The 19,756-nt window shown below is 70.9% G+C and carries 20 protein-coding genes; 6 read left to right on the forward strand and 14 right to left on the reverse strand.

The window, feature by feature from the left end:
- Positions 1–42 precede the first annotated feature (42 nt).
- On the forward strand, positions 43–522 hold the full coding sequence (locus tag AC1ROC_RS00190) for a nucleoside deaminase (RefSeq protein ID WP_085371347.1): 480 nt from the start codon (positions 43–45) through the stop codon (positions 520–522).
- Between the two features lie 6 nt (positions 523–528).
- Here the strand turns inward: AC1ROC_RS00190 and AC1ROC_RS00195 are convergent, their stop codons facing one another.
- Positions 529–774, reverse strand: coding sequence for a hypothetical protein (locus AC1ROC_RS00195; protein ID WP_085371351.1), 246 nt, complete (start codon positions 772–774; stop codon positions 529–531).
- Positions 775–896: 122 nt separating this feature from the next.
- Between AC1ROC_RS00195 and AC1ROC_RS00200 the strand changes: the two genes are divergently transcribed.
- The 3 genes from AC1ROC_RS00200 to AC1ROC_RS00210 are packed head-to-tail and all read left to right on the forward strand — an operon-like array spanning position 897 to position 1,884.
- The gene (locus tag AC1ROC_RS00200) at positions 897–1,256 is read left to right on the forward strand and encodes a DUF7882 family protein (protein ID WP_085371346.1); all 360 of its coding nucleotides are present in this window, start codon (positions 897–899) and stop codon (positions 1,254–1,256) included.
- A gap of 4 nt (positions 1,257–1,260) precedes the next feature.
- A complete protein-coding gene (locus tag AC1ROC_RS00205) occupies positions 1,261–1,593 on the forward strand; it encodes a DUF7882 family protein (RefSeq protein ID WP_168689726.1) in 333 nt (110 codons plus the stop codon).
- 3 nt (positions 1,594–1,596) lie between these two features.
- Positions 1,597–1,884 (forward strand): DUF4287 domain-containing protein, encoded by a 288-nt coding sequence (locus tag AC1ROC_RS00210; protein WP_085371344.1) that lies wholly within the window; start codon positions 1,597–1,599, stop codon positions 1,882–1,884.
- A gap of 19 nt (positions 1,885–1,903) precedes the next feature.
- Here the strand turns inward: AC1ROC_RS00210 and AC1ROC_RS00215 are convergent, their stop codons facing one another.
- From AC1ROC_RS00215 to AC1ROC_RS00230, 4 genes are all read right to left on the reverse strand, one after another.
- Positions 1,904–2,839, reverse strand: a complete 936-nt coding sequence (locus AC1ROC_RS00215; protein WP_085371343.1) for an NADP-dependent oxidoreductase — start codon at positions 2,837–2,839, stop codon at positions 1,904–1,906.
- Positions 2,840–2,873: 34 nt separating this feature from the next.
- Positions 2,874–3,977 (reverse strand): NYN domain-containing protein, encoded by a 1,104-nt coding sequence (locus AC1ROC_RS00220; protein WP_085371342.1) that lies wholly within the window; start codon positions 3,975–3,977, stop codon positions 2,874–2,876.
- Between the two features lie 19 nt (positions 3,978–3,996).
- A complete protein-coding gene (locus tag AC1ROC_RS00225) occupies positions 3,997–5,418 on the reverse strand; it encodes an aspartate aminotransferase family protein (protein ID WP_492997342.1) in 1,422 nt (473 codons plus the stop codon).
- An 89-nt stretch (positions 5,419–5,507) separates the two neighbouring features.
- Positions 5,508–6,992 carry a CoA-acylating methylmalonate-semialdehyde dehydrogenase gene (locus AC1ROC_RS00230; RefSeq protein ID WP_492997344.1) on the reverse strand — a complete coding sequence of 495 codons (1,485 nt, stop codon included), beginning with the start codon at positions 6,990–6,992 and terminating at the stop codon, positions 5,508–5,510.
- A gap of 93 nt (positions 6,993–7,085) precedes the next feature.
- Here AC1ROC_RS00230 and AC1ROC_RS00235 point away from each other — a divergent pair, with 93 nt between their 5' ends.
- Positions 7,086–8,786 carry a PucR family transcriptional regulator gene (locus AC1ROC_RS00235; RefSeq protein WP_492997346.1) on the forward strand — a complete coding sequence of 567 codons (1,701 nt, stop codon included), beginning with the start codon at positions 7,086–7,088 and terminating at the stop codon, positions 8,784–8,786.
- Between the two features lie 9 nt (positions 8,787–8,795).
- On the opposite strand, the gene AC1ROC_RS00240 is transcribed toward AC1ROC_RS00235, so the two are convergent.
- Both AC1ROC_RS00240 and AC1ROC_RS00245 read right to left on the reverse strand, forming a co-directional pair.
- Positions 8,796–10,265 (reverse strand): NAD(P)/FAD-dependent oxidoreductase, encoded by a 1,470-nt coding sequence (locus tag AC1ROC_RS00240; protein ID WP_492997348.1) that lies wholly within the window; start codon positions 10,263–10,265, stop codon positions 8,796–8,798.
- A 235-nt stretch (positions 10,266–10,500) separates the two neighbouring features.
- Positions 10,501–11,070 carry a carboxymuconolactone decarboxylase family protein gene (locus AC1ROC_RS00245; RefSeq protein ID WP_085370482.1) on the reverse strand — a complete coding sequence of 190 codons (570 nt, stop codon included), beginning with the start codon at positions 11,068–11,070 and terminating at the stop codon, positions 10,501–10,503.
- Between the two features lie 72 nt (positions 11,071–11,142).
- On the opposite strand from AC1ROC_RS00245, the gene AC1ROC_RS00250 reads away from it, so the two are divergent.
- On the forward strand, positions 11,143–11,880 hold the full coding sequence (locus AC1ROC_RS00250) for a class I SAM-dependent DNA methyltransferase (RefSeq protein ID WP_492997352.1): 738 nt from the start codon (positions 11,143–11,145) through the stop codon (positions 11,878–11,880).
- Positions 11,881–11,960: 80 nt separating this feature from the next.
- Here AC1ROC_RS00250 and AC1ROC_RS00255 read toward each other — a convergent pair whose 3' ends face one another.
- From AC1ROC_RS00255 to AC1ROC_RS00285, 7 genes are all read right to left on the reverse strand, one after another.
- A complete protein-coding gene (locus AC1ROC_RS00255) occupies positions 11,961–12,323 on the reverse strand; it encodes an iron chaperone (RefSeq protein ID WP_492997354.1) in 363 nt (120 codons plus the stop codon).
- A 28-nt stretch (positions 12,324–12,351) separates the two neighbouring features.
- Positions 12,352–13,938, reverse strand: coding sequence for an MDR family MFS transporter (locus AC1ROC_RS00260; RefSeq protein WP_492997356.1), 1,587 nt, complete (start codon positions 13,936–13,938; stop codon positions 12,352–12,354).
- Positions 13,939–14,008: 70 nt separating this feature from the next.
- The gene (locus tag AC1ROC_RS00265; RefSeq protein ID WP_492997358.1) at positions 14,009–15,151 is read right to left on the reverse strand and encodes a cysteine desulfurase family protein; all 1,143 of its coding nucleotides are present in this window, start codon (positions 15,149–15,151) and stop codon (positions 14,009–14,011) included.
- The gene (gene nadC / locus AC1ROC_RS00270) at positions 15,148–16,020 is read right to left on the reverse strand and encodes a carboxylating nicotinate-nucleotide diphosphorylase (protein WP_168689717.1); all 873 of its coding nucleotides are present in this window, start codon (positions 16,018–16,020) and stop codon (positions 15,148–15,150) included. Before nadC ends, AC1ROC_RS00265 begins: the two co-directional genes overlap by 4 nt.
- Complete coding sequence (nadB, locus tag AC1ROC_RS00275) at positions 16,014–17,603, reverse strand: L-aspartate oxidase (RefSeq protein WP_492997360.1); 1,590 nt, start codon at positions 17,601–17,603, stop codon at positions 16,014–16,016. The genes nadC and nadB overlap by 7 nt, the downstream gene beginning before the upstream one ends.
- Position 17,604: 1 nt before the next feature.
- Complete coding sequence (gene nadA / locus AC1ROC_RS00280; RefSeq protein ID WP_492997363.1) at positions 17,605–18,903, reverse strand: quinolinate synthase NadA; 1,299 nt, start codon at positions 18,901–18,903, stop codon at positions 17,605–17,607.
- Positions 18,900–19,655, reverse strand: a complete 756-nt coding sequence (locus AC1ROC_RS00285) for an NUDIX hydrolase (protein WP_085370472.1) — start codon at positions 19,653–19,655, stop codon at positions 18,900–18,902. Before AC1ROC_RS00285 ends, nadA begins: the two co-directional genes overlap by 4 nt.
- Positions 19,656–19,756: the final 101 nt, after the last annotated feature.

The following is a 19,756-nucleotide window of genomic DNA, read 5'->3' on the forward strand; positions in this document are numbered from 1 at the left end:
CTACGACGACAGCGGCGACGACCACGGGGCTATGGTGGCGGCATGGGCATCAGCGACGACGACAGGCGCCACCTGACGAGGGCCGTGCAGCTCGCGGCCGAGGCACTGGATGCGGGGGACGAGCCGTTCGGGTCGGTCCTCGTCGGCGAGGACGGCGCGGTGCTCGCCGAAGACCGCAACAGGGTCGGCGGCGGGGACGAGACCCTGCATCCCGAGTTCGAGCTCGCGCGCTGGGCGGTCAGGAACCTGTCACCGGATGCGCGTGCCGCCGCAGTCGTCTACACGTCGGGGGAGCACTGCCCGATGTGCTCGGCGGCGCACGCCTGGGTCGGGCTCGGGCGGATCGTCTACGCAGCGTCGGCGGAGCAGATCAGCGGGTGGCGCGCATCCTGGGGCGCCCCGGTCTCCGCGGTGAGCGCGCTCCCCATCCAGACGGTAGCGCCGGGGGTTCCGGTGGACGGTCCCGTTGCGCCGTTCGACGACGAGGTGCGCAGGCTGCTGCAGCGTTCGGTGGCCGGATAGGGCGGGTCAGTCGGTCAGGTCGGCGGTCGTGACCGGCACCGTCGCCTTGTACGGATATGCGGGCATCGACGAGAACTCCTCGTCGTCGTCCAGTTCGTAGACGTCGTAGGCCAAGGCGCCGGCGAAGGTCGTCGCCACCCGGATCTCCCCGGGAGGGCAGCCTCCGATCAGCGGGACGACGACGACACTGTCGAGGGTCGCCCCGTCCTCGTAGAGGAGGGCCGCTTTGATGGTTCGCGTGAGAGCGTCCATGTCGCGGAGCATACGTCCGCCCGGGCGCCGACACGCGGAGAAACGCGCACGGAAGTGAAACAGCGATCCGACTTGACGAGGTGCCTCCCGGAGGCGAAAGTGGACCCCGGAGAGGAACTTAATTGGGAACACTGATCTACGACGGGACAGACAGCTTTACGTTCGACGATCGCGTGCTCGCACACCTGCAGGCAGTGATAGCGACCAAACTGCGCCGCCGCGAAGGGTTCCTTCTGCTGTGGGTGGACCGGTCAGGGGTCGACGGCAGCCTGCGATCCATCTGGCTCGACCCGTCGATCAGCATCCAGTTCGCGTTCACGCACACGCAGCTGCCCGAGCTGAACCGTGAGTGGCTGACCATTCTCACGGAGCGCGCGAACAGCAACTCCGGTCTCCTGCTCGAAGACGAGCTGCGGGCCGAGATCCGTCAGGAGGTGCCGGAAGGCACATACCGGGCGGCGCGTTCGAAACGATCGGAGTGACCGGATGGGCACGCTGATCTACGGCCACGGCCAGGAGTTCGAGTTCGACGACCGCGTGCTCTCGCACGTGAAGATCGCGCTCGTCACCAAGCTGCGCAGGCACGAGAGCTTCCTGCTCAACTGGGAGATCCCGCCGGAGCAGGGCGGCGGCAGGATCAGCCTCTGGATCAGCCGCGAGATCCCGATGGCGTTCGTCTTCGCCGGCAGCAGGCCGCCCACACTCAACGAACAGTGGATGGAGGCGCTGCTGCAGTCGAGCCAGCGCACCGGCGGCATGGTCATCATGCCGGAGGAGCAGGCCGCCGCCCATCTGAACGCCCACGCGAGGGAGAGCTGACGCATGTCGTTCCAGGCATATCTCGACAACATCGAGGACAAGACGGGCAAGACGCCGCGCGAGTTCATTGCGCTGGCGCACGAGCACGGCTTCGGCGAGGACACCAAGGCCGGACCGATCCTGGAGTGGCTGAAGACCGACTTCGACCTGGGTCGCGGGCACGGGATGGCGCTGGTGCACGTCATCACCAAGGGTCCGAAGATCGACGCGAAGTTCGTCGGGGTGGACACCGCCCACCGGGACGAGTCCGACACGCTCTGGCTGGACGGCAAGGCGAGCAAACCGGCCTAGGGCCGGCGTTCGCCGCTGCTCAGTTCAGCAGGGCGATCTTCCCGCCGGGGTGCCCGTCTTTCAGGAACGTCAGCGCCTCGATCGCCTCGGCGAGCGGGTATGTGCGCGCCACGGGCACCTGCAGGCGTCCGCTCCCGGCGAGGGCGAGCAGGTCGGCCCGCACGCTGTCCCGGTATGCGGCACTCTCCGGCTGGGCGCCGTTGATGGCATGGAAGCCCTCCTCGGCCGCGCGGGCGGCGGCGACGATGGTGACGATGCGGTTGCGGTCGGCCACGAGTTCGAGAGACACGTCGATCGCCTCGTCGGTGCCGACGCAGTCGAGCGCAGCCCGGATGTGCCCGTGACCGGCCTCGCGCGCCCGGTCCAGCAGTCCGGGACCGTAGGCGATGGGTGTGCCGCCGAACCGGCGGACCTCGGCGAATCTGGCCTCGCTCGCCGTTCCGATCACGTGCACGTCGAGCTCGGCGGCCTGCTGCAGCACACTCACCCCGACGGCACCGGATGCGCCGTGCACGATGATCGTCTCCCCGGCCCGCACACCGACGGTGTGCAGCATCTGCGACGCGGTCGAACCGGCGAGCAGCAGGTTCGCCGCCGCAGGGTCGTCCAGCCGCGGCGGCTTCGCGAACACATCGGCCGCCGGCACGATCACCTCGGTGGCGTATCCGCCCGCGATGCGGAAGGCGACCACCGCATCCCCGACGGCCCCTCCTCCCGACGCGATCTCGGTGTCCGGGCCGACCGCGGACAGCACGCCCGCCACCTCGTAGCCGATGGGGGCCGGAAGCTCCAGGCCGGGTCGAGGCGCGGAGACGTGCTTGTAGTCTGCGGGGTTCACGCCGGCCGCGGTCACCCGGATCGTCACCTCACCCGGCCCGGGTTGCGGGAGTTCCACCTCCTGGAACTCCCAGCCGTCCAGTCCGCCCCAGCGTGTCGCCACCCAACGTCGTGCCATAGCCACATCCAATTCCCCCGACCTGAACGCCGGCTCAGGACACGCGACCGGAATGCTGAGCGCGGCGCGCCGCCCTCGTCGGTGCGAGCCGCAGCATCTGCGCTGTCGAACTGTCGTCGAGTTCGACCAGTGTGCTGCGCGATTTGATGAAATCGCTGAACGACCGGAACCCGAGCGACTTCTCGCTGAACGACGGGTCCATGCGCTTCATCTGGCCCTTGACCGTCGAGCTGTGCAGCCACTCGGCGTCGTCCTTCTCGTGGCCGAGCTGCATGGCGCGGGCGAGCAGCCGGGTGGCGACGAGCTGCGGGTCCTCCCGCTCCTCCTCGACCGGCTCCTCCGGGGCCGGCTCAGCGACGGGCTCCGGAGCGGGCTCCTGCGCGGCCGCCTTGGTGGACCGGCGCCGCTTCGGGGCTGCGGGCTCGGTTGCCGCGTCGGTCACGGTGGCCGTGTCGGCCGCGGAAGCCTTCGAGGCCGCACTTCCCACGGCGACCGGCTCGACGACGGATGCGGCGCGCCCGGCCGCGGGAGGCGCATCCGGAGCTGTCACCTCGACGGACTCCGCGTCCTCATCCCGGGCAACTCCCGGCAAATCGTCGTACGTCACGAAGTCGTCGCAGGCCGCGGCGAGCGACTTGCTGGTCGACCCGGCGACGCCGATGCCGATCACGTACCGGCCGAGGCGCTTGCAGCGCTGGGCGAGCGCGATGTAGTCGGAGTCTCCCGCCACGATCACCACGTGCGTGAGGTCGGGCAGGCGGAACAGGTCTTCGACCGCATCCACGGCCAGCCGGATGTCCGCGCCGTTCTTCGCGTACGCGGCGGCGGGGAACAGCTGCACGAGGTCGACGGCGCGGCCGACCAGCTGCCCGCGGTAGTCGGCGTTGACCGCTGCCGACCAGTCCGCGTATGCGCGGGTGAGCACGAGCGTGCCGAACGACGAGGCGAAGTCGATCACCGCGCCGATGTCGACGGTCGCCTCAGCGAGCTTCGCGGTGAAGGTGGGGTCGGTCTTGCCGGCCGCCTTCTGTCTGTCGCGCATGAACTGGCCGCGGCCGTGGACTTGGTCGTACCTCGAGATCACGATGTTGTCGAAGTCGATGTACACGGCGACGCGGCCGTCTCCGGGTTCGGTCATGGCCCAACGATAACGCCGATCACTGGGCGTAGCGGTCGGCCACGGTCAGTGCGGCGTCGATCACGGCGAGTCCGCGCCGCAGGTCGTCCTCGCCGATCACCAGCGGAGGCGCGATGTGCATCCGGTTGAAGTGGATGAACGGCCACACCCCTTCCGCCTTGCAGGCGGCCGCCAGCTCGGCCATCGGGGCTGCGTCCGCTCCCGCGGCGTTGAACGGCACGAGGGGTTCCCTGGTCTCGCGGTCGCGCACCAGTTCGAGCGCCCAGAACAGCCCGCGACCGCGCACCTCGCCGAGCGACGAGTGCGTGTCCAGCCAGCCCGTGATCGTCGGCTCGACCACGCGTTCGCCGAGATCGCGCACCCGCTCCAGGATGCCGTCGCGCTCGAACACCTCGAACGTCGCGACCCCGGCCGCGCAGGCCAGTGGATGCCCGGAGTACGTCAGCCCGCCCTGGAACGCCACGTCGTCGAAGAACTCCTCGATCCTGTCCGAGATGACCACGCCGCCGAGCGGCACGTACCCCGAGTTGACGCCCTTCGCGAAGGTGATCAGGTCGGGGACGACCCCGAACGCGTCCACCGCGAACCACTCGCCGATCCGGCCGAAACCGACCATCACCTCGTCGGCGATGTACACGATCCCGTAGCGGTCGCAGAGCGCGCGCACCCCGGCCAGGTAGCCGGGAGGGGGCACGAGCACGCCGTTGGTGCCCACGATGGTCTCGATGACGATGGCCGCGACGGTCGCAGCACCCTCGAGCACGATCACGTTCTCGAGGTGTTCGAGCGCGCGCTGCGTCTCCTCCTCCTGCGTGGTCGCGTGGAACGCCGACCGGTACAGGTACGGGCCGAAGAAGTGCGCGACGGACGGGTCGCTCGGCTCGTTCGCCCAGCGCCGCGGGTCGCCGGTCAGCGCGATGGCCGCGCCGGTTCCGCCGTGGTACGAGCGGTACATCGACAGCACCTTTCGGCGACCGGTCACCCTGCGCGCCATCCGCACGGCGTACTCGTTCGCGTCAGCGCCGCCGTTGGTGAAGAACACGCTGCTCAGCGTGCCAGGCGCGACCTCGGCGATCCGCCTGGCCAGCTCGCCGCGCACGTCGTTCGCCATCGACGGCTGGATGGTCGCCAGCCGTCCCGCCTGCTCCTGGATGGCGCGCACCAGGTCCGGATGCTGGTGGCCGAGATTCAGGTTCACGAGCTGCGAGCTGAAATCGAGATAGGCGGTGCCGCGGTAGTCCCAGAACGTGGAGCCGTCGCCCGCTGCGACCGGCAGCGGGTCGATCTGCGCCTGGGCGCTCCACGAGTGGAAGACGTGGCCGCGGTCGTCGGAGCGCACCTGCGTCTCGGCCGCGCTGTCGCCGAAGGGATGCTCGACGCCGTGCCTGTCCAGGAATCCGGTGCGTGCGGTGGATGCGATGGATGCGGTGGTGTCGGTCATGCTGTCCGTCCTGTTGGTGCTGGGGGTGCGGTCGGCGGGTGCGCCGGTCAGTGGTCGCCAGTCAGTGGTCGCCGGTGCGGAGTCGCCGGTCAGGAATTGCCGGGGAAGGCGAGCTCGATCGTGGAGTGCAGCGGGTCGGGCCAGCGCGTGGTGACCACCTTGCTGCGGGTGTAGAAGTGGAACGACTCCGGCCCGTAGATGTGGGAGTCGCCGAACAGCGAGTCCTTCCAGCCGCCGAACGAGTACGCACCGACCGGCACCGGGATCGGGACGTTGATCCCGACCATGCCCACCTCCACGTCGAACTCGAACTGCCTGGCCGCCCCGCCGTCGCGGGTGAACAGGGCGACGCCGTTGCCGTACCGGTTGCTGTTGACCAGCGCGACGGCGTCCTCGTAGGTGGCGACGCGCACGACGGAGAGCACGGGGCCGAAGATCTCGTCCGTGTAGACGCGCATCCCGGTGCCGACGTGGTCGATCAGGCTGACGCCGATGAAGAAGCCGTCGCCGTCGAACTGCTTCGCGGTGCCGTCGACCACCACGGTAGCGCCCTCCGCCTCTGCTCCGGCCACGTAGGAGGCGACCTTGTCGCGGTGCTCGGCAGTGATCAGCGGGCCCATCTCGCTGGCGGCGTCCGTGCCGTCGCCGATCGCCAGGGCGTCGAGCCTGCCGGCGATGGCGGGCACCAGCCGGTCGCCGACGTCGCCGACCGCGACCAGCACGCTGACCGCCATGCAGCGCTCGCCCGCCGATCCGTATGCCGCGGAGACGGCGGCATCAGCTGCCGCATCGATGTCGGCGTCGGCCAGCACCACCATGTGGTTCTTCGCGCCGCCGAGCGCCTGCACCCGCTTGCCGTTCGCGCTCGCGCGCTGGTAGATCGAGCGGGCGATCGGGGTGGAGCCGACGAAGCTGACCGCATCCACGTCCGGGCTGTCCAGGATGGTGTCGACCGCGACTTTGTCGCCGTGCACCACGTTGAGCACCCCGGCGGGCAGGCCGGCCTCCAGGAACAGCCTGGCCAGGAACACCGACGCGCTCGGGTCCTTCTCGCTCGGCTTGAGGACGACGGTGTTGCCGCAGGCGATGGCGCTCGCGACCATCCAGAGCGGCACCATCACCGGGAAGTTGAACGGCGTGATGCAGCCGACCACGCCGACGGGCTGCTTGACGCTGTGCACGTCGACCCCGGTGGACACCTGCTGGCTGAACTCGCCCTTCAGCTGCGCGATGAGCCCGGAGGCGAACTCCACGTTCTCGAGCCCGCGACCGATCTCGCCGGCGGCGTCGGACAGCACCTTGCCGTGCTCGCTCGTGACGATGGCGGCGAGCTCGGCGGAGCGCTCGGTGAGCAGGTGGCGCAGCCGGAACAGCACGTCGGCACGCTTGGTGAGGCTGGTCGCCCGCCACCCGGGGAGGGCGGCTCTCGCTGCCGAAATGGCGGCCTCGACGTCGGCGACGCTGCCGAGCACGACCTCGTGCTGCCGTTCGCCGGTCGCCGGGTTGAACACCGGGCCGGTGCGGACGGGCTCGCCGTGCTCGACGCCGTCGATGAGGTGACGGATGAGGGCCACAGGCATTCTCCTTCGGAACGCTCCGGACGAACTGCCCGGAGGAAAACAGTAGGCTTGCATCCCAATGCTGACAGAGAAAGGGGCGGGTGGACGATGCCAGATCGTCGGAGCTTGACGGCGGGCGAGACAGATCGTCCGGAAGCCGTCTCGTCGGCTGTGCTGCCGACCATCCGGGAGATCCTGCGCTTCGACGACGTGGCCCGCGCCCTGCCGGAGGTGCTGTCTGGGGAGGACGGCCTGGACCGGCCGGTGCGCTGGGTGCACGTCTCCGAGACGGCCGAGAGCGCGCGGCTCGTCAGTGGGGGCGAACTGCTCCTCTCGACGGGAGCGGGCTGGCCGACGGACGACGACGCGCTGCTGGCGCTCGCCGCCGGACTCGCGGAGGGCGGCATCGCCGGCCTGGTGCTCGAACTGAGCGACAGGATGCCGCAGCCGCCCGCCGCCATCGTCGACGGCTTCCGCGCCTCGGGGATGCCGTTCGTCGTGCTGCACAGGGAGGTGCGGTTCATTGCGATCACGGAGGCCGTGCACTCCCGCATCATCGCCGACCAGATGGTCGCCCTGCGCGCCAGGGACGAGATCCACGCCCTCTTCACCGAGCTGAGCCTGCGTGGCAGCCCGGCCGACTTCATCGTCGCGGAGGCGGCGAGGGCGCTGGGCGCCCCCGTCGTGCTCGAGGACCTCAACCACCGCGTCATCGCGTCGTCCGGGGTGGACGCCGCAGAGGTCGCGCTCGCCGACTGGGAGCAGCGCTCCCGCCGAGCCCACCGCGGCGCGGGTGACGACCGCTGGCTGATCACCCCGATCGAGGCGCGCGGGATGCGCTGGGGCCACCTCATCGCGCTCCCCGGCCTCCCGCATCCTGCCGGACGCTCCAACGTGCTCGAACAGGCAGCGGTCGCGCTCGCCCTCAGCAGGCTCGCCGACCGGGATGCGGACGAATGGACCAGGCAGAGCCACGACCGCCTCCTCGGCGCGCTGCTCGGCCGCCGCTTCGCGAGCGAGAGCGGCCTGGTGGCGCGTTTCGAGGCGTCGGGGCTGCCCGTGGCGGGGCGGGTGCTGAGCGGGGCGGTCGTGGGGGTTGGTGGTGGTGCGGGTGTGGGTGGTTCGGGCGGTTCGCAGGGCGCCGGGCGTTCCGGCCGTCTCGACACTGCAGCGCTCGCCGACGCCGTCCGGCAGGCGGCGCGCGGCCAGGGGCTCGACGTGCTCGTCGCGCAGCATCCGGAGCGCACAGAGGGGATGCTCGTGCTCGCCGTGTCGTCGCGCGCGGAGCGGCCGGTGACGGACGCAGCCCTGACCGCCGTCGCTCAGGCGATCGGCCGGGCACTCGGTGGGGCGGCGGGCGATGGGGCGGCCGTGACCGTGGCTCTCGGGTCGCAGGCTCCGGGCATCCCGGGCCTGCTGGCGTCGATCGCGGAGGCCGGGCAGCTGATCGCTCGCGCCGACGGCAGGCGCTCCCGCGGCGTGACGATCCTGCGCGCGGAGCACCGGCCGCTCCTCCGACTCGTCACGACCCTCGGCGCGGATCCCCGCATGCAGGAGCACAGCGAGCTGATGCTGCGGCCCCTCATCGACTTCGACCTAGCCAACGGCGGCGACCTGCTCGACGTGCTCCGCGCGTACGCCGCCCACCCCGGCAACCGCACCAGGGCGGCCGCGGCCAGCCACCTGTCGCGTTCGGTCTTCTACCAGCGCATCGCCCTCATCGAGGACCTGCTCGGGATGGACCTCGACGACGGCGAGACCCTGTCCGCCCTGCATGCGGCCCTCCTGGCGCGCAGCGCGCGCGGCTGACGGCGCGGGTCAGCTGTCGAAGCCGAGCCCGACAGCATCCAGCCCCTTCAGGAACAGGTTGCGTCGGCCGTCGGCGTGGTCGGCGCGGTCGAGCGACCACCTGGTCAGGTTGATGCCGATGGAGGCCGCGGGCTCCGGCGGGAACGGCAGCGGGCGGCTGCGCACCATCTCCAGTTCGGTGCGTTCCGTGGTGCGCCCGGCCAGCAGGTCCAGCATCACCCGGGCGCCGAAGTGCGTCGCCGCCACCCCGAGCCCGGTGTATCCGGTCGCATACGCCACCTTCCCGCCGCGGGCCGTGCCGAAGAACGCGCAGAACCGGCTGCAGGTGTCGATGGCGCCCGCCCAGCGGTGGCTGAACCGGAGTCCGTCGAGCTGCGGGAACGTGGTGAAGAAATGGCTGGCCAGCCGCGCGAACGTCTCCGGCCGGTCCTCGTACCGCTCGCGCACTCGACCGCCGTAGTGGTAGATCGCGTCGTAGCCGCCGAACAGGATGCGGTTGTCCTGCGACAGCCGGTAGTAGTGGAACTGGTTCGCCGAGTCGCCGATGCCCTGCCTGCCCGACCAGCCGATCGAGGCGAGCTGCGCATCCGTCAGCGGCTCGGTCATCAGCACGTAGTCGTATACAGGCACCGTCGCGAGCCTGTTCCGTTTCAGGAGGCTCGGGAACACGTTGGTGGCGAGCGCCGTACGCTCCGCCCTGACCACCCCGTGCGGGGTTTCGATCACCGTGTCGTCGCCGATGCTCAGCACCGGGCTGTGCTCGAACACCTCCACCCCGGCGTCGACGCAGGCGCGTGCGAGGGCCCTGGCGAGCTTCGCCGGATGCACGAGGGCCGAGTCGCGGGTGCGCAGCAGCCCGGCGAGGTAGGTGGGGGAGTGCACCTCGGCCCGCACGGCGTCGCCGTCGAGGAAACGGACGGTAGGAGTGCTGGAGTGGGAGGGTGCGGCCGCCGCTGCCTGGCCGTCCGCTGCCGCCGCTGCCTGGCCGTCCGCTGCCGCCTCGCGCAGCCACTCCACCTGGTGCTGCTCCGTGGCCACGTCGATGGCGCCGTTGCGTTCGAACCCTGCGTCGAGGCCCAGCTCGGTGACGGTGGCCTCGATCTCGTCGAGGTTGCGCATCCCGAGCCGTTGCAGCTGGTCGAACTCGGCGGGGAACCTGCTGCGGCCGTTCTCCTCCCCGTGGGTGAGGCTCGCCTCGCAGAAGCCGCCGTTGCGTCCGGACGCCGCCCAGCCGATCCTGCGCGCTTCGAGCAGGACGACGCGCGCGGCCGGGTTTTCGCGCTTGGCGAGCAGCGCCGTCCACAGCCCGGAGTACCCGCCCCCGACCACCACGAGGTCGCAGCTGATGTCACCGGTGAGCGTCGGGTACGCGTCGCCGGGCGCGTCCTCCGTCCAGAACACGGCCTGCCTGGTGCCGCTCAGCGCGTGCCGCACCGTGGATGCGTCCGGCCGGTTCCTCTCGAATACGGTGCTGCCCACGCCATTCGCCCTTTCCGCCGCCGGGTGACGGTCCCGGGGCTGATCCCGGTTCCGGTCCCCACATTCTCGCGGCCCGAGCGCGTCCCCGCCACAGAACTCCGTCGCCTTCTCCACAGGTTTCCGGCCATTCCGTCCGACGAGATGCCACCAACTGTCGCCGAATCCGCCGTTTTCGCGACAGTTGCTGGCATCTCGGTGCGAGCTCGCGCTCGCCGGGTGCCGCCCGCGCGACCGGTCAGAGCGGGGCGAGCAGCGCCCCGCGGAGGTGCGGGCTGAGGCCGGGCGGCACATCCACGTCGACCGCGAGCGCCTGGATAGCGCGGCTGAAGTAGTTGCGGGCCGACGCGGCGAGCGTGATGTCGACGATCTCCCTGTCGCTGAAGCCGAGGTCGCGCAGGCGCTGGCTGTCGGCGTCGGTCATCGCGTACGAGTCGCGGCTGACCCGCTCCGCGTATTCCATCATCCCCACCTCGGCCTCGGTGAGATCGGCGTCGTGGTAATCGCGGGCGATGCGGATCAGCTGGTCCTCCTCGATCAGCGGGAGGGTCTTGCGTCCGTGCGCCAGCCTGCAGTGCTCGGAGTGCGTGCCCTGCGCGGCAGCGAGCGTGACCAGTTCGAACCGGCGCGTGCCCAGCTGCGACACGATCGACCGGACCAGCTGCTCCCACGCCCGGTACGCCTCGGGATTCACCGCCATCGCACGCGTGTGCGACGCGACGTAGCCGAGGTCTGCTTCCTCTTTGGCGTAGATCGCGGCGACCTCCCCCTCCGCGTCCTCCGGTGCCGTCGTCGAGATGATGGACATGGCTTCCTCCTCCGTCGCAGAACCCCGCACTCCATGCTCGCACCGGCGCGACCGCACCGCTAGCGTGGGAAGGTGACCGAGGATGCCAGCTACCGCGACCCCCGTCTCGCCGCCCTGTACGACCGGATGAATCCGTTCGCGGCCGACACCGAGTTCTACCTGGCTTTCGCCGACGAGCATCCGGGGTCGCGCATCCTGGACATCGGCTGCGGCACCGGCCTGCTGACCGTCGAACTTGCGCGCCGCGGCCACCGGATGCTCGGAGCAGACCCCGCGGAGGCCATGCTCGACATCGCCCGCACCCGCGACGGCGGCGACCTGGTCGAGTGGCTGCGCGCGGAGGCGAGCGAGCTCCCGCCCGGCGACGCCGACCTGGCGGTCATGACCGGACACGTCGCCCAGGTCTTCATCACGGACGACGCCTGGACGGACGCGCTCGCCGCCGCCCACCGGGCGCTACGGCCGGGCGGACTCCTCGTGTTCGAGAGCCGCGACCCGCAGGCGCAGGCCTGGCTGCGCTGGGGCGACGGCCGCGAGGTGCTCGACACCCCGGAAGGCCCGGTGACGGCGTGGAACGAGGTCACCGGCGTCTCGGGTGGCGTGGTCGGCCTGGTGGGGCACTACGAGTGGGAGGACGGCGAGCATGTCACCGACGAGGGCGCGCTGCGCTTCCGCACCGAGGAGGAGCTGCGGGCGTCGCTGGTCGGCGCGGGCTTCGCGGTGCGCGCGGTCTACGGCGACTGGATGCGCGGCCCGGTCACCGACACGACCACCGAGCTGATCGTGGTCGCCGACGCGCGCCCGGTGTAGCGGCGCAGCCGGAAGACCCGCTGCTTGCGCAGCGACCGGTGCCGATCACCTCGCCCGCCCGCTGCACCGCCCGCAGCCGCTCACCCCGCCGCTTCGCCCACGCGGTACTCGATGATGGTGCGCAGCGTCTCCACCCCCAGCGGCTTCTCCGGCGCGAAGTGCAGGGTCGCTCCGCTGAGCGTGCCCTCGGTGAGCGTCCCGGCGAGGGCCGCTGCGGCCGACGGGCTCATCAGCAGCAGGCTGCACTCCTTCACCGTGGCCGACAGGCCGATCAGGGCGCGGCCGCGGTGCCGGAAGATCGGCACGCGGTAGCTGATCACCTGCTCCGTGTCCGGCAGCACCTCGACGATGCGGTCGCGCACCGTGCGCAGCGCCGACGAGAAGGGTTCGCCGATCCGGTCGAGGTATTCGTCGACCGTGTCTGCGTCGACTCCGCGTGCCATGCCTGCCTCCTGTCCGGCCGCCGCACGGTCAGTGCGCGACGTGCCCTTCCGGTGCGATCACGTCCGCCGGTTTGCGGATGAAGAACGCGCCGACCACCGCGAACAGCGAGATGATCGCCGCCGCGAGGAACGCCATCCGGATGCCGCCCGCCGTGGCGGGGACGATGCTCGTGCCCGCGCTGACCAGCGAGGCCGTGTGCGCCGACATGATCGCGACGAGCAGGGCCGTTCCCGCTGCTCCCGCCACCTGCTGCACCGTGCCCACGATCGCGCTGCCGTGCGAGTACAGGTTCGGCGGCACCGCGCCGAGCCCTGCCGTGAACAGCGGCGTGAACATGAGGGCGAGGCCGATGCTCAGCGTGACGTGCCCGGCCAGGACGAGGTACTGCGAGGTGTGCTCGGTGATGAGCGTGAATCCCCAGAGCGCCAGGCTGACCAGGATCGCGCCGGGCACGACGAGCACGCGCGGGCCGAACCGGTCGTAGATGCGGCCGACGAACGGCGCGAGCAGCCCCATGACGAGGCCGCCCGGGAGGAGCAGCAGACCGGTTGCGAGGGTGTCGAGGCCGAGGACGTGCTGCAGGTAGAGCGGGAGCACGATGATGACGCCGAACATCGCCGCCGTGCTGATCGCCATCAGCGCGATCGACACCGTGAAGATCGGCGACCGGAACGTGCGCAGGTCGAGCAGCGCGCTGTCGCGGCGCTGCAGGATGAGCTGGCGCAGGATGAACGCGGTCAGGGCCACCACGCCGACCGCCAGCGACACCCACATCACCGCTGGCGAGCTGCCGGGGCCGGATGCGCCGGTCTGGCTGAGGCCGTAGAGCAGCCCGCCGAACCCGAACGCCGACAGGATGACGGAGAGCACGTCGACCTTGACCTTCTGCGGGTCGGTGACGTTCTCGACGAACTTGATGCCGATGAGCAGCATGACCACGGCGATCGGCAGCACGATCAGGAAGATCCAGCGCCAGTCGAGGTAGTTGAGGATGAAGCCGGAGATGGTCGGGCCGATGGCGGGCGCGACGGAGATCACGATCGAGACGTTGCCCATCGTGCGGCCGCGCTTGTTCGGCGGCACGAGCGTCATCAGGGTGGTCATCAGCAGCGGGATCATGATGGCCGTGCCGGACGCCTGGATGACGCGCGCGACGACGAGCAGCCCGAAGCCGGGCGCCAGGGCGGCCGACAGCGTTCCCAGCGAGAACAGGGTCATCGCGGCGATGAAGATGCTGCGCGTGCTGAACCGCTGCAGCAGGAAGCCGGTGATCGGGATGACGACGGCCATCGTCAGCATGAACGCCGTGGACAGCCACTGGGCCGCGAGCGCGTCGATCCGCAGGTCGTCCATCAGCTTCGGGATGGCGACCGACATGATCGTCTCGTTGAGGATGACGACGAACGTGGCGGAGAGCAGCAGCCAGATCACCCGGTTGTTGCGCTTGGTGTGATCGGGCGCCTCGGCGACGCCGGCACCGGCCGTTCCTCCCGTCGAGACGTCGGCGGCGGATCCGGCGACCGCGAGGTCGTCGAAGGCGGGGTCGGCGAGCGCCTCAGGCGCGGGCGGGGTGTTCTCAGTCACGGGTTCGAGCGTAGCGACGGCCACCGACATGCGGGGTGTCGGCCGTGTTAACGTTTCCGGCGTTCACTCTGCGCGTAATCGATGCGTTCGCATCGGCGGATCAGCGGCCGAGCGCCGTGACCTCTCGCACAGCGTCCCCGACGGCCGCGGCCACCCCGGCGAGCCGGTCGGCGTCGACCTCCGGACCCCAGGAGAACCGCACGGCCGTGCGGGCGACGTCCTCCTCGTAGCCGAGGGCCAGCAGTACGTGCGACGCATCCTCGCTGCCCGCAGCGCACGCCGATCCGCTCGACGAGACGACACCGCGCCGTTCCAGTTCGAGCAGGATCGTCTCGCCGTTGCTGCCGGGGAAGACGAACGACGCCGTGCCGGGCAGCCGCGCCGATGGATGCCCGGTGAGCCGCGCATCCGGGACCTCGGCCAGCACGGCGGCCACGAACGCATCCCGTGCGTGGGCGGCGGCAGCGGCCTGTGCGTCCCGGTTCGCCGCCGCGAGCCGCACCGCCGTGGCCAGCCCGACCGCACCGGCGACGTTCTCGGTGCCGGAGCGCTTGCCGCGCTCCTGCCCTCCTCCGTGCAGCACGGGTTCGATCGGGATGCGTCCGCGCACGAACAGCGCGCCGATCCCTTTCGGGGCGCCGAGCTTGTGGCCGGAGACGCTGAGCGCATCCACGCCGAGCGTCGTCACGTCGAGCGGCAGCCAGCCCGCCGCCTGCACGGCGTCGGTGTGGAACGGGATGCGCAGCTCGCGCGTCAGCGCCGTCAGGTGCGCGATCGGCTGGACGGTGCCGACCTCGTTGTTGGCGAGAATCACGCTGGCGAGGGTGGTGTCCGGGCGGAGCAGCGCGGCGAACGCGTCGACGTCGATCAGCCCGTCGCGGCCGACGGGCGCGTAGTCGACGGCGAAGCCGTGCTGCCGCACGAGGTAGTCCACGGAGGCGAGGACCGCCTCGTGCTCGATGGCGGTCGTCACGATGTGCCGCCCGCGCGGGGTGGCGAGCGCGATGCCCTTGATCGCGAGGTTGTCCGCCTCCGTGCCTCCCGAGGTGAAGACGACCTCCGACGCACGGCAGCCCAGCCACGCGGCCACCGTCGCCCGCGCGTCGGCGAGGGCACGCGCCGCTGACTCTCCGACGCCGTGGTGGCTCGACGGGTTGCCGAAGTCGCCGGTGAGGTACGGCCACATCGCTTCGAGGACCTCGCGACGCACCGCCGAGGTCGCCGCCGCGTCGAGGTAGATCATGTCGCGTCCGGCTCCGCATCCAGCACGACGTCGAGCCCGAGATCGAGCGCGCGCACGCTGTGCGTCAGCGCGCCAACCGAGATGACGTCCACGCCGGTCTCCGCGACGCTGCGCACGGTGGAGAGGTTCACGTTGCCGCTCGCATCCACGATGGCGCGACCGGCGACCAGTGCGACCCCTTCGCGCAGCTGTTCGACGGTGAAGTTGTCGAGCATGATCGTGTCGACGCCCGCGGCGAGCACAGGCTCGATCTGGTCGATGCGGTCCACCTCGACCTCGAGGTGCGTGGTGTGCGAGAGCTGCGCGCGCACGGCCAGCAGCGCCTCCGTCACCGACAGCCCGGACTGCTCGGTGAGCACGGCGAGGTGGTTGTCCTTCGCCATCACCGCGTCGGACAGGGAGAACCGGTGGTTGTGGCCGCCGCCGCTGCGCACGGCGTGGCGCTCGAAGGCGCGCAGTCCCGGCGTGGTCTTCCTGGTGTCGACGATGCGGGCGCCGGTGTGCGCGACCTCGGCGACGTAGGACGCCGTGAGGGTCGCGATCCCGCTCATCCTCTGCACGAAGTTGAGGGCGACCCGCTCCGCCTGCAGCACGGACCTCGCCGGCCCGGACACCGTGGCGAGCGTGTCCCCGGCCTGGAAGGCGTCGCCGTCCGCAACCGCGAGCTCGACCGCGATGCGCGGGTCGGTGATCGTCATCGCGGCGGTGAACACGGCCCCGCCGGAGAACGTCCCCGCCTCACGCGCGGCCAGCCGGGCAGTGGCATATGCCGTTTCGGGAATGAGCAGAGCCGAGGTGAGATCGCCCCACGGCGCGTCCTCGACGAGGGCGGCCCGCACGACGGTCTGGATGGTCTGGTCGGTCAGCATGGAACGGTCACCTCGGTGTCGATCAGGGCGGTGGCGAAAGCGGAGTGGGCGGCGCGTGCGGCGCCCACGGTGCGCACGGTGTGCCGCGCGTCCGCCGACGGAGCGGGGAAGTCGGAGCGGAAGTGCGCGCCGCGCGACTCCTCCCGGCCGAGCGCCGACGAGACGACAAGCCTGGCCAGGTCGAGCAGGTTGGCGTCCTCGCGCTCGGCGCGCGTGCGGTGCGTCCCGGATGCGCGCCACCCGGCGAGCACGCCGAGCGCCGCATCCAGTCGCTCCCTGTCGCGGTGCACGCCGGCGGCGTCCCAGAGCAGCGCCTGCAGCTGCGCGCGGTCCACCGGCACGGCATCCGGTCGTTCGGCCCGCTCTCCGGCCGTGGATGCGAGAGCCCCGTTCAGCCACGCCGGCGCCTCCGGCCACGCATCGCCGCGGTCGATCGCGGCGACGGCCCGGTGCGCGAACACCAGCCCTTCCAGCAGCGAGTTCGACGCCAGCCGGTTGGCGCCGTGCGCTCCCGTGCAGGCCACCTCGCCGACGGCGTACAGCCCGGGCAGTGTGCTGCGCCCGCTCGTGTCCGTGGCGACCCCGCCCATCCAGTAGTGGGCGGCAGGTGTGACGGGCACGGGCTCGCGCGACCAGTCCAGGCCGGCCGCCCGGCAGGCGGCGTCGATGGTCGGGAAGCGCTTCGCCAGGAAGTCGGCGCCGAGCGCCGTCGCGTCGAGGACGACGGGACGCCCGCCCTGCGCGGCCATCTCGACAGCGATGCCCCGGGCGACCACGTCGCGCGGCGCGAGTTCCGCATCCGGATGCACGTCGAGCATGAACCGCTCTCCGCGCGCATTCCGCAGCACCGCGCCCTCGCCGCGCACGGCCTCCGACACCAGGAACGAGCCGGGGATCGCGAGCGCTGTCGGGTGGAACTGGTAGAACTCCACGTCCGCGACGGCGGCACCGGCGCGCCAGGCGGCGGCGACGCCGTCTCCGGTGGTGACCGCCGGGTTGGTGGTGTGCGCGTAGAGCTGTCCTGCCCCTCCGCTTGCCAGCACGACGGCGTCGGCGTCGAGCACCTCGATGGTGCCGTCGGCGAGCAGCAGCTCGACGCCGGTCACAGTGCCGTCCTCCACGATCAGGTCGCAGAGGAATGCCTGCTCCACGATCCGCGTTCCGGACGCCCGCACGGCGCGCACGAGCGCCCGCTCGATCTCAGCGCCGGTCGCGTCGCCGCCCGCGTGCAGCACGCGCGCGTTCGAGTGCGCGGCTTCGAGGCCGCGGGCGAGGTCGCCGCCTGAGCGGTCGAAGGCGACGCCGAACGCGATCAGGTCGCGGATGCGGTCCGGACCCTCCGCGCAGAGCGCGACCACCGCATCCCGCACGTTCAGTCCTGCCCCGGCGCGCAGCGTGTCCGCGACGTGCGACTCGACGCTGTCGTCGGCGAAGTACGCTGCAGCGATCCCGCCCTGCGCGTACGCGGTGTTGCTCTCGGCGAGCTCGGCCTTCGTGACGAGCGTGACACTGTTGGTCCTGCTCGCCTCGACGGCGGCGACCAGTCCGGCGATGCCGCTGCCGACCACCACGACCCTGGCCATGTCAGGCCGCCATCGTGGTGTCCGGCCGCGCGGCGAGCATGCGCTCGAGCGCGACCCTGGCCGGCTCCGCGACATCCGGCGACACCTGGATGCGGTTCAGCACCTCGCCGCGCACCAGGCCTTCCAGCACCCAGGCCAGGTAGCCGGGGTGGATGCGGTACATGGTCGAGCACGGGCACACGATCGAGTCGAGGCAGAAGATGGTGTGCTGCGGGAACTGCGCGGCCAGGCGCTGCACCAGGTTGATCTCGGTGCCGATGGCGAACGTCGACCCTGCCGGCGCCGCCGCGATGGCCTTGACGATGTAGTCGGTCGAGCCGTACTCGTCCGCGGCGTCGACGACCTCCATCGGGCATTCCGGGTGCACGATCACGCGCACGCCGGGGAACTCGGCCCTCGCGTGCTCGATCTGGCCGACGGTGAAGCGCTTGTGCACGGAGCAGAAGCCGTGCCAGAGGATGACACGCGCATCCTGCAGCGTGTCGGCGTCGGTGCCACCGAGCGGCTTGCGCGGGTTCCAGAGCGGCATCTGCTCGACGGGGACGCCCATCGCCTTCGCGGTGTTGCGGCCGAGGTGCTGGTCGGGGAAGAACAGCACCCGCTGCCCGCGCTCGAACGCCCAGGTCAGCACGGTCTCCGCGTTGGAGGAGGTGCAGACGATGCCGCCGTGCTCCCCGCAGAAGCCCTTGAGGGCTGCGGACGAGTTCATGTACGTGACCGGGATGACCGGCACGCGGCCGTCCGCATCCGGTTCGGTGCCGTACAGCTCTTCGAGCTGCTCCCAGCACTCGGTCACGGAGTCGATGTCCGCCATGTCGGCCATCGAGCATCCGGCAGCGAGGTTGGGCAGGATGACCGCCTGCTCCGGCCGCGAGATGATGTCGGCGGTCTCCGCCATGAAGTGCACGCCGCAGAAGACGATCGCCTCCGCCTCCGGCTTGGCCTTCGCGGCGTTGGCCAGCTGGAAGGAGTCGCCCACGAAATCGGCGTACTGTACGACCTCGTCGCGCTGGTAGAAGTGGCCGAGCGTCACGACCCTGTCGCCGAGTGTCGCCTTCGCGGCGAGGATGCGGTCGTGCAGTTCCTCCTTGGACGCCGTGCGGTACTCCTCCGGCAGCTCGCCCTGGCGCGGCGCATCCACCGGGATGGGGTCGGCCATCGACGCGCCGGGACCGTACGACGGCGCGAGGGAGTCGAACGTCCAGGGGGCGTCGACGAGGTCGGGGGTGCAGGTCTCGCCGTTCAGCTCGCCGGTGGCGATGAGCTGGATGGTGGTGTCGACCGAGGCGATGGTGCTCATTCTTCTCTACTCTCGAACGGTACTGCTGCTGGTTGTGCGGCGAAGGGATGCTGCTGGCGGGGGAGTGGTCCGGCGTCGGCGAGGTCGATGGAGTCGTTGTACCGGTAGAGGCGCGGAGGCCGGTGCCGGGTGCCGGTGAGGTACTGGTCTGTCGCGACCACGGCGCCGGAGCCCTCGATGGTGCGGCGGAAGTTGGCGGGGTCGAGCGGGCGCCCGAGCACCGCCTCGTGCACCTCGCGCAGCTGGGCGAGCGTGAAGGTCTCGCCGAGGAAGGCGTGCGCGATGCGGGAGTACTCCATCTTGGTGCGCAGGCGCCAGAGGGCGTACTCGACGATGAGCTTGTGGTCGAAGGCGAGGCTCGGCAGGTCGTCGGCGGGGAACCAGCGCACGTTCTCGCCGACGCTCGCTCGTGCGGCCTCCTCGCTGCGCACCAGCGCCCAGTAGACGATGGACACGACGCGCTCCGCCCCCGTCGACCGGGATGCGTCCCCGAACGCGTACAGCTGCTCCAGGTAGCGCGGGGTCAGCCCCGTCGTGTCGTTGAGGGTGCGCGCGGCGGCGAACGCGAGGTCCTCATCGCCGTGCAGGGGACCGCCCGGCAGCGCCCAGCACCCCTCGAACGGCTGGCGGACGCGGCGCACGAGCGGAAGCCACACGCTCGCGATGTCGCCCGTCTCCTCGTCGTTGCGGAGCGAGAAGATCACGGTGGAGACGGCGAGCATGGCGCTCACGCGCTGGTGGCTGTCGGCCATCCCGTCCTCCCTCCGCTGCGACGCACCTAAAGGTCACTGTGACACTAAGTGGTTGCGATCATCTTAGTGTCGTGGTGACCAGAACCACAATCGGGTGTGGT

It is taken from the genome of Leifsonia sp. GW821-FHT13C05 (genome assembly GCF_058806515.1).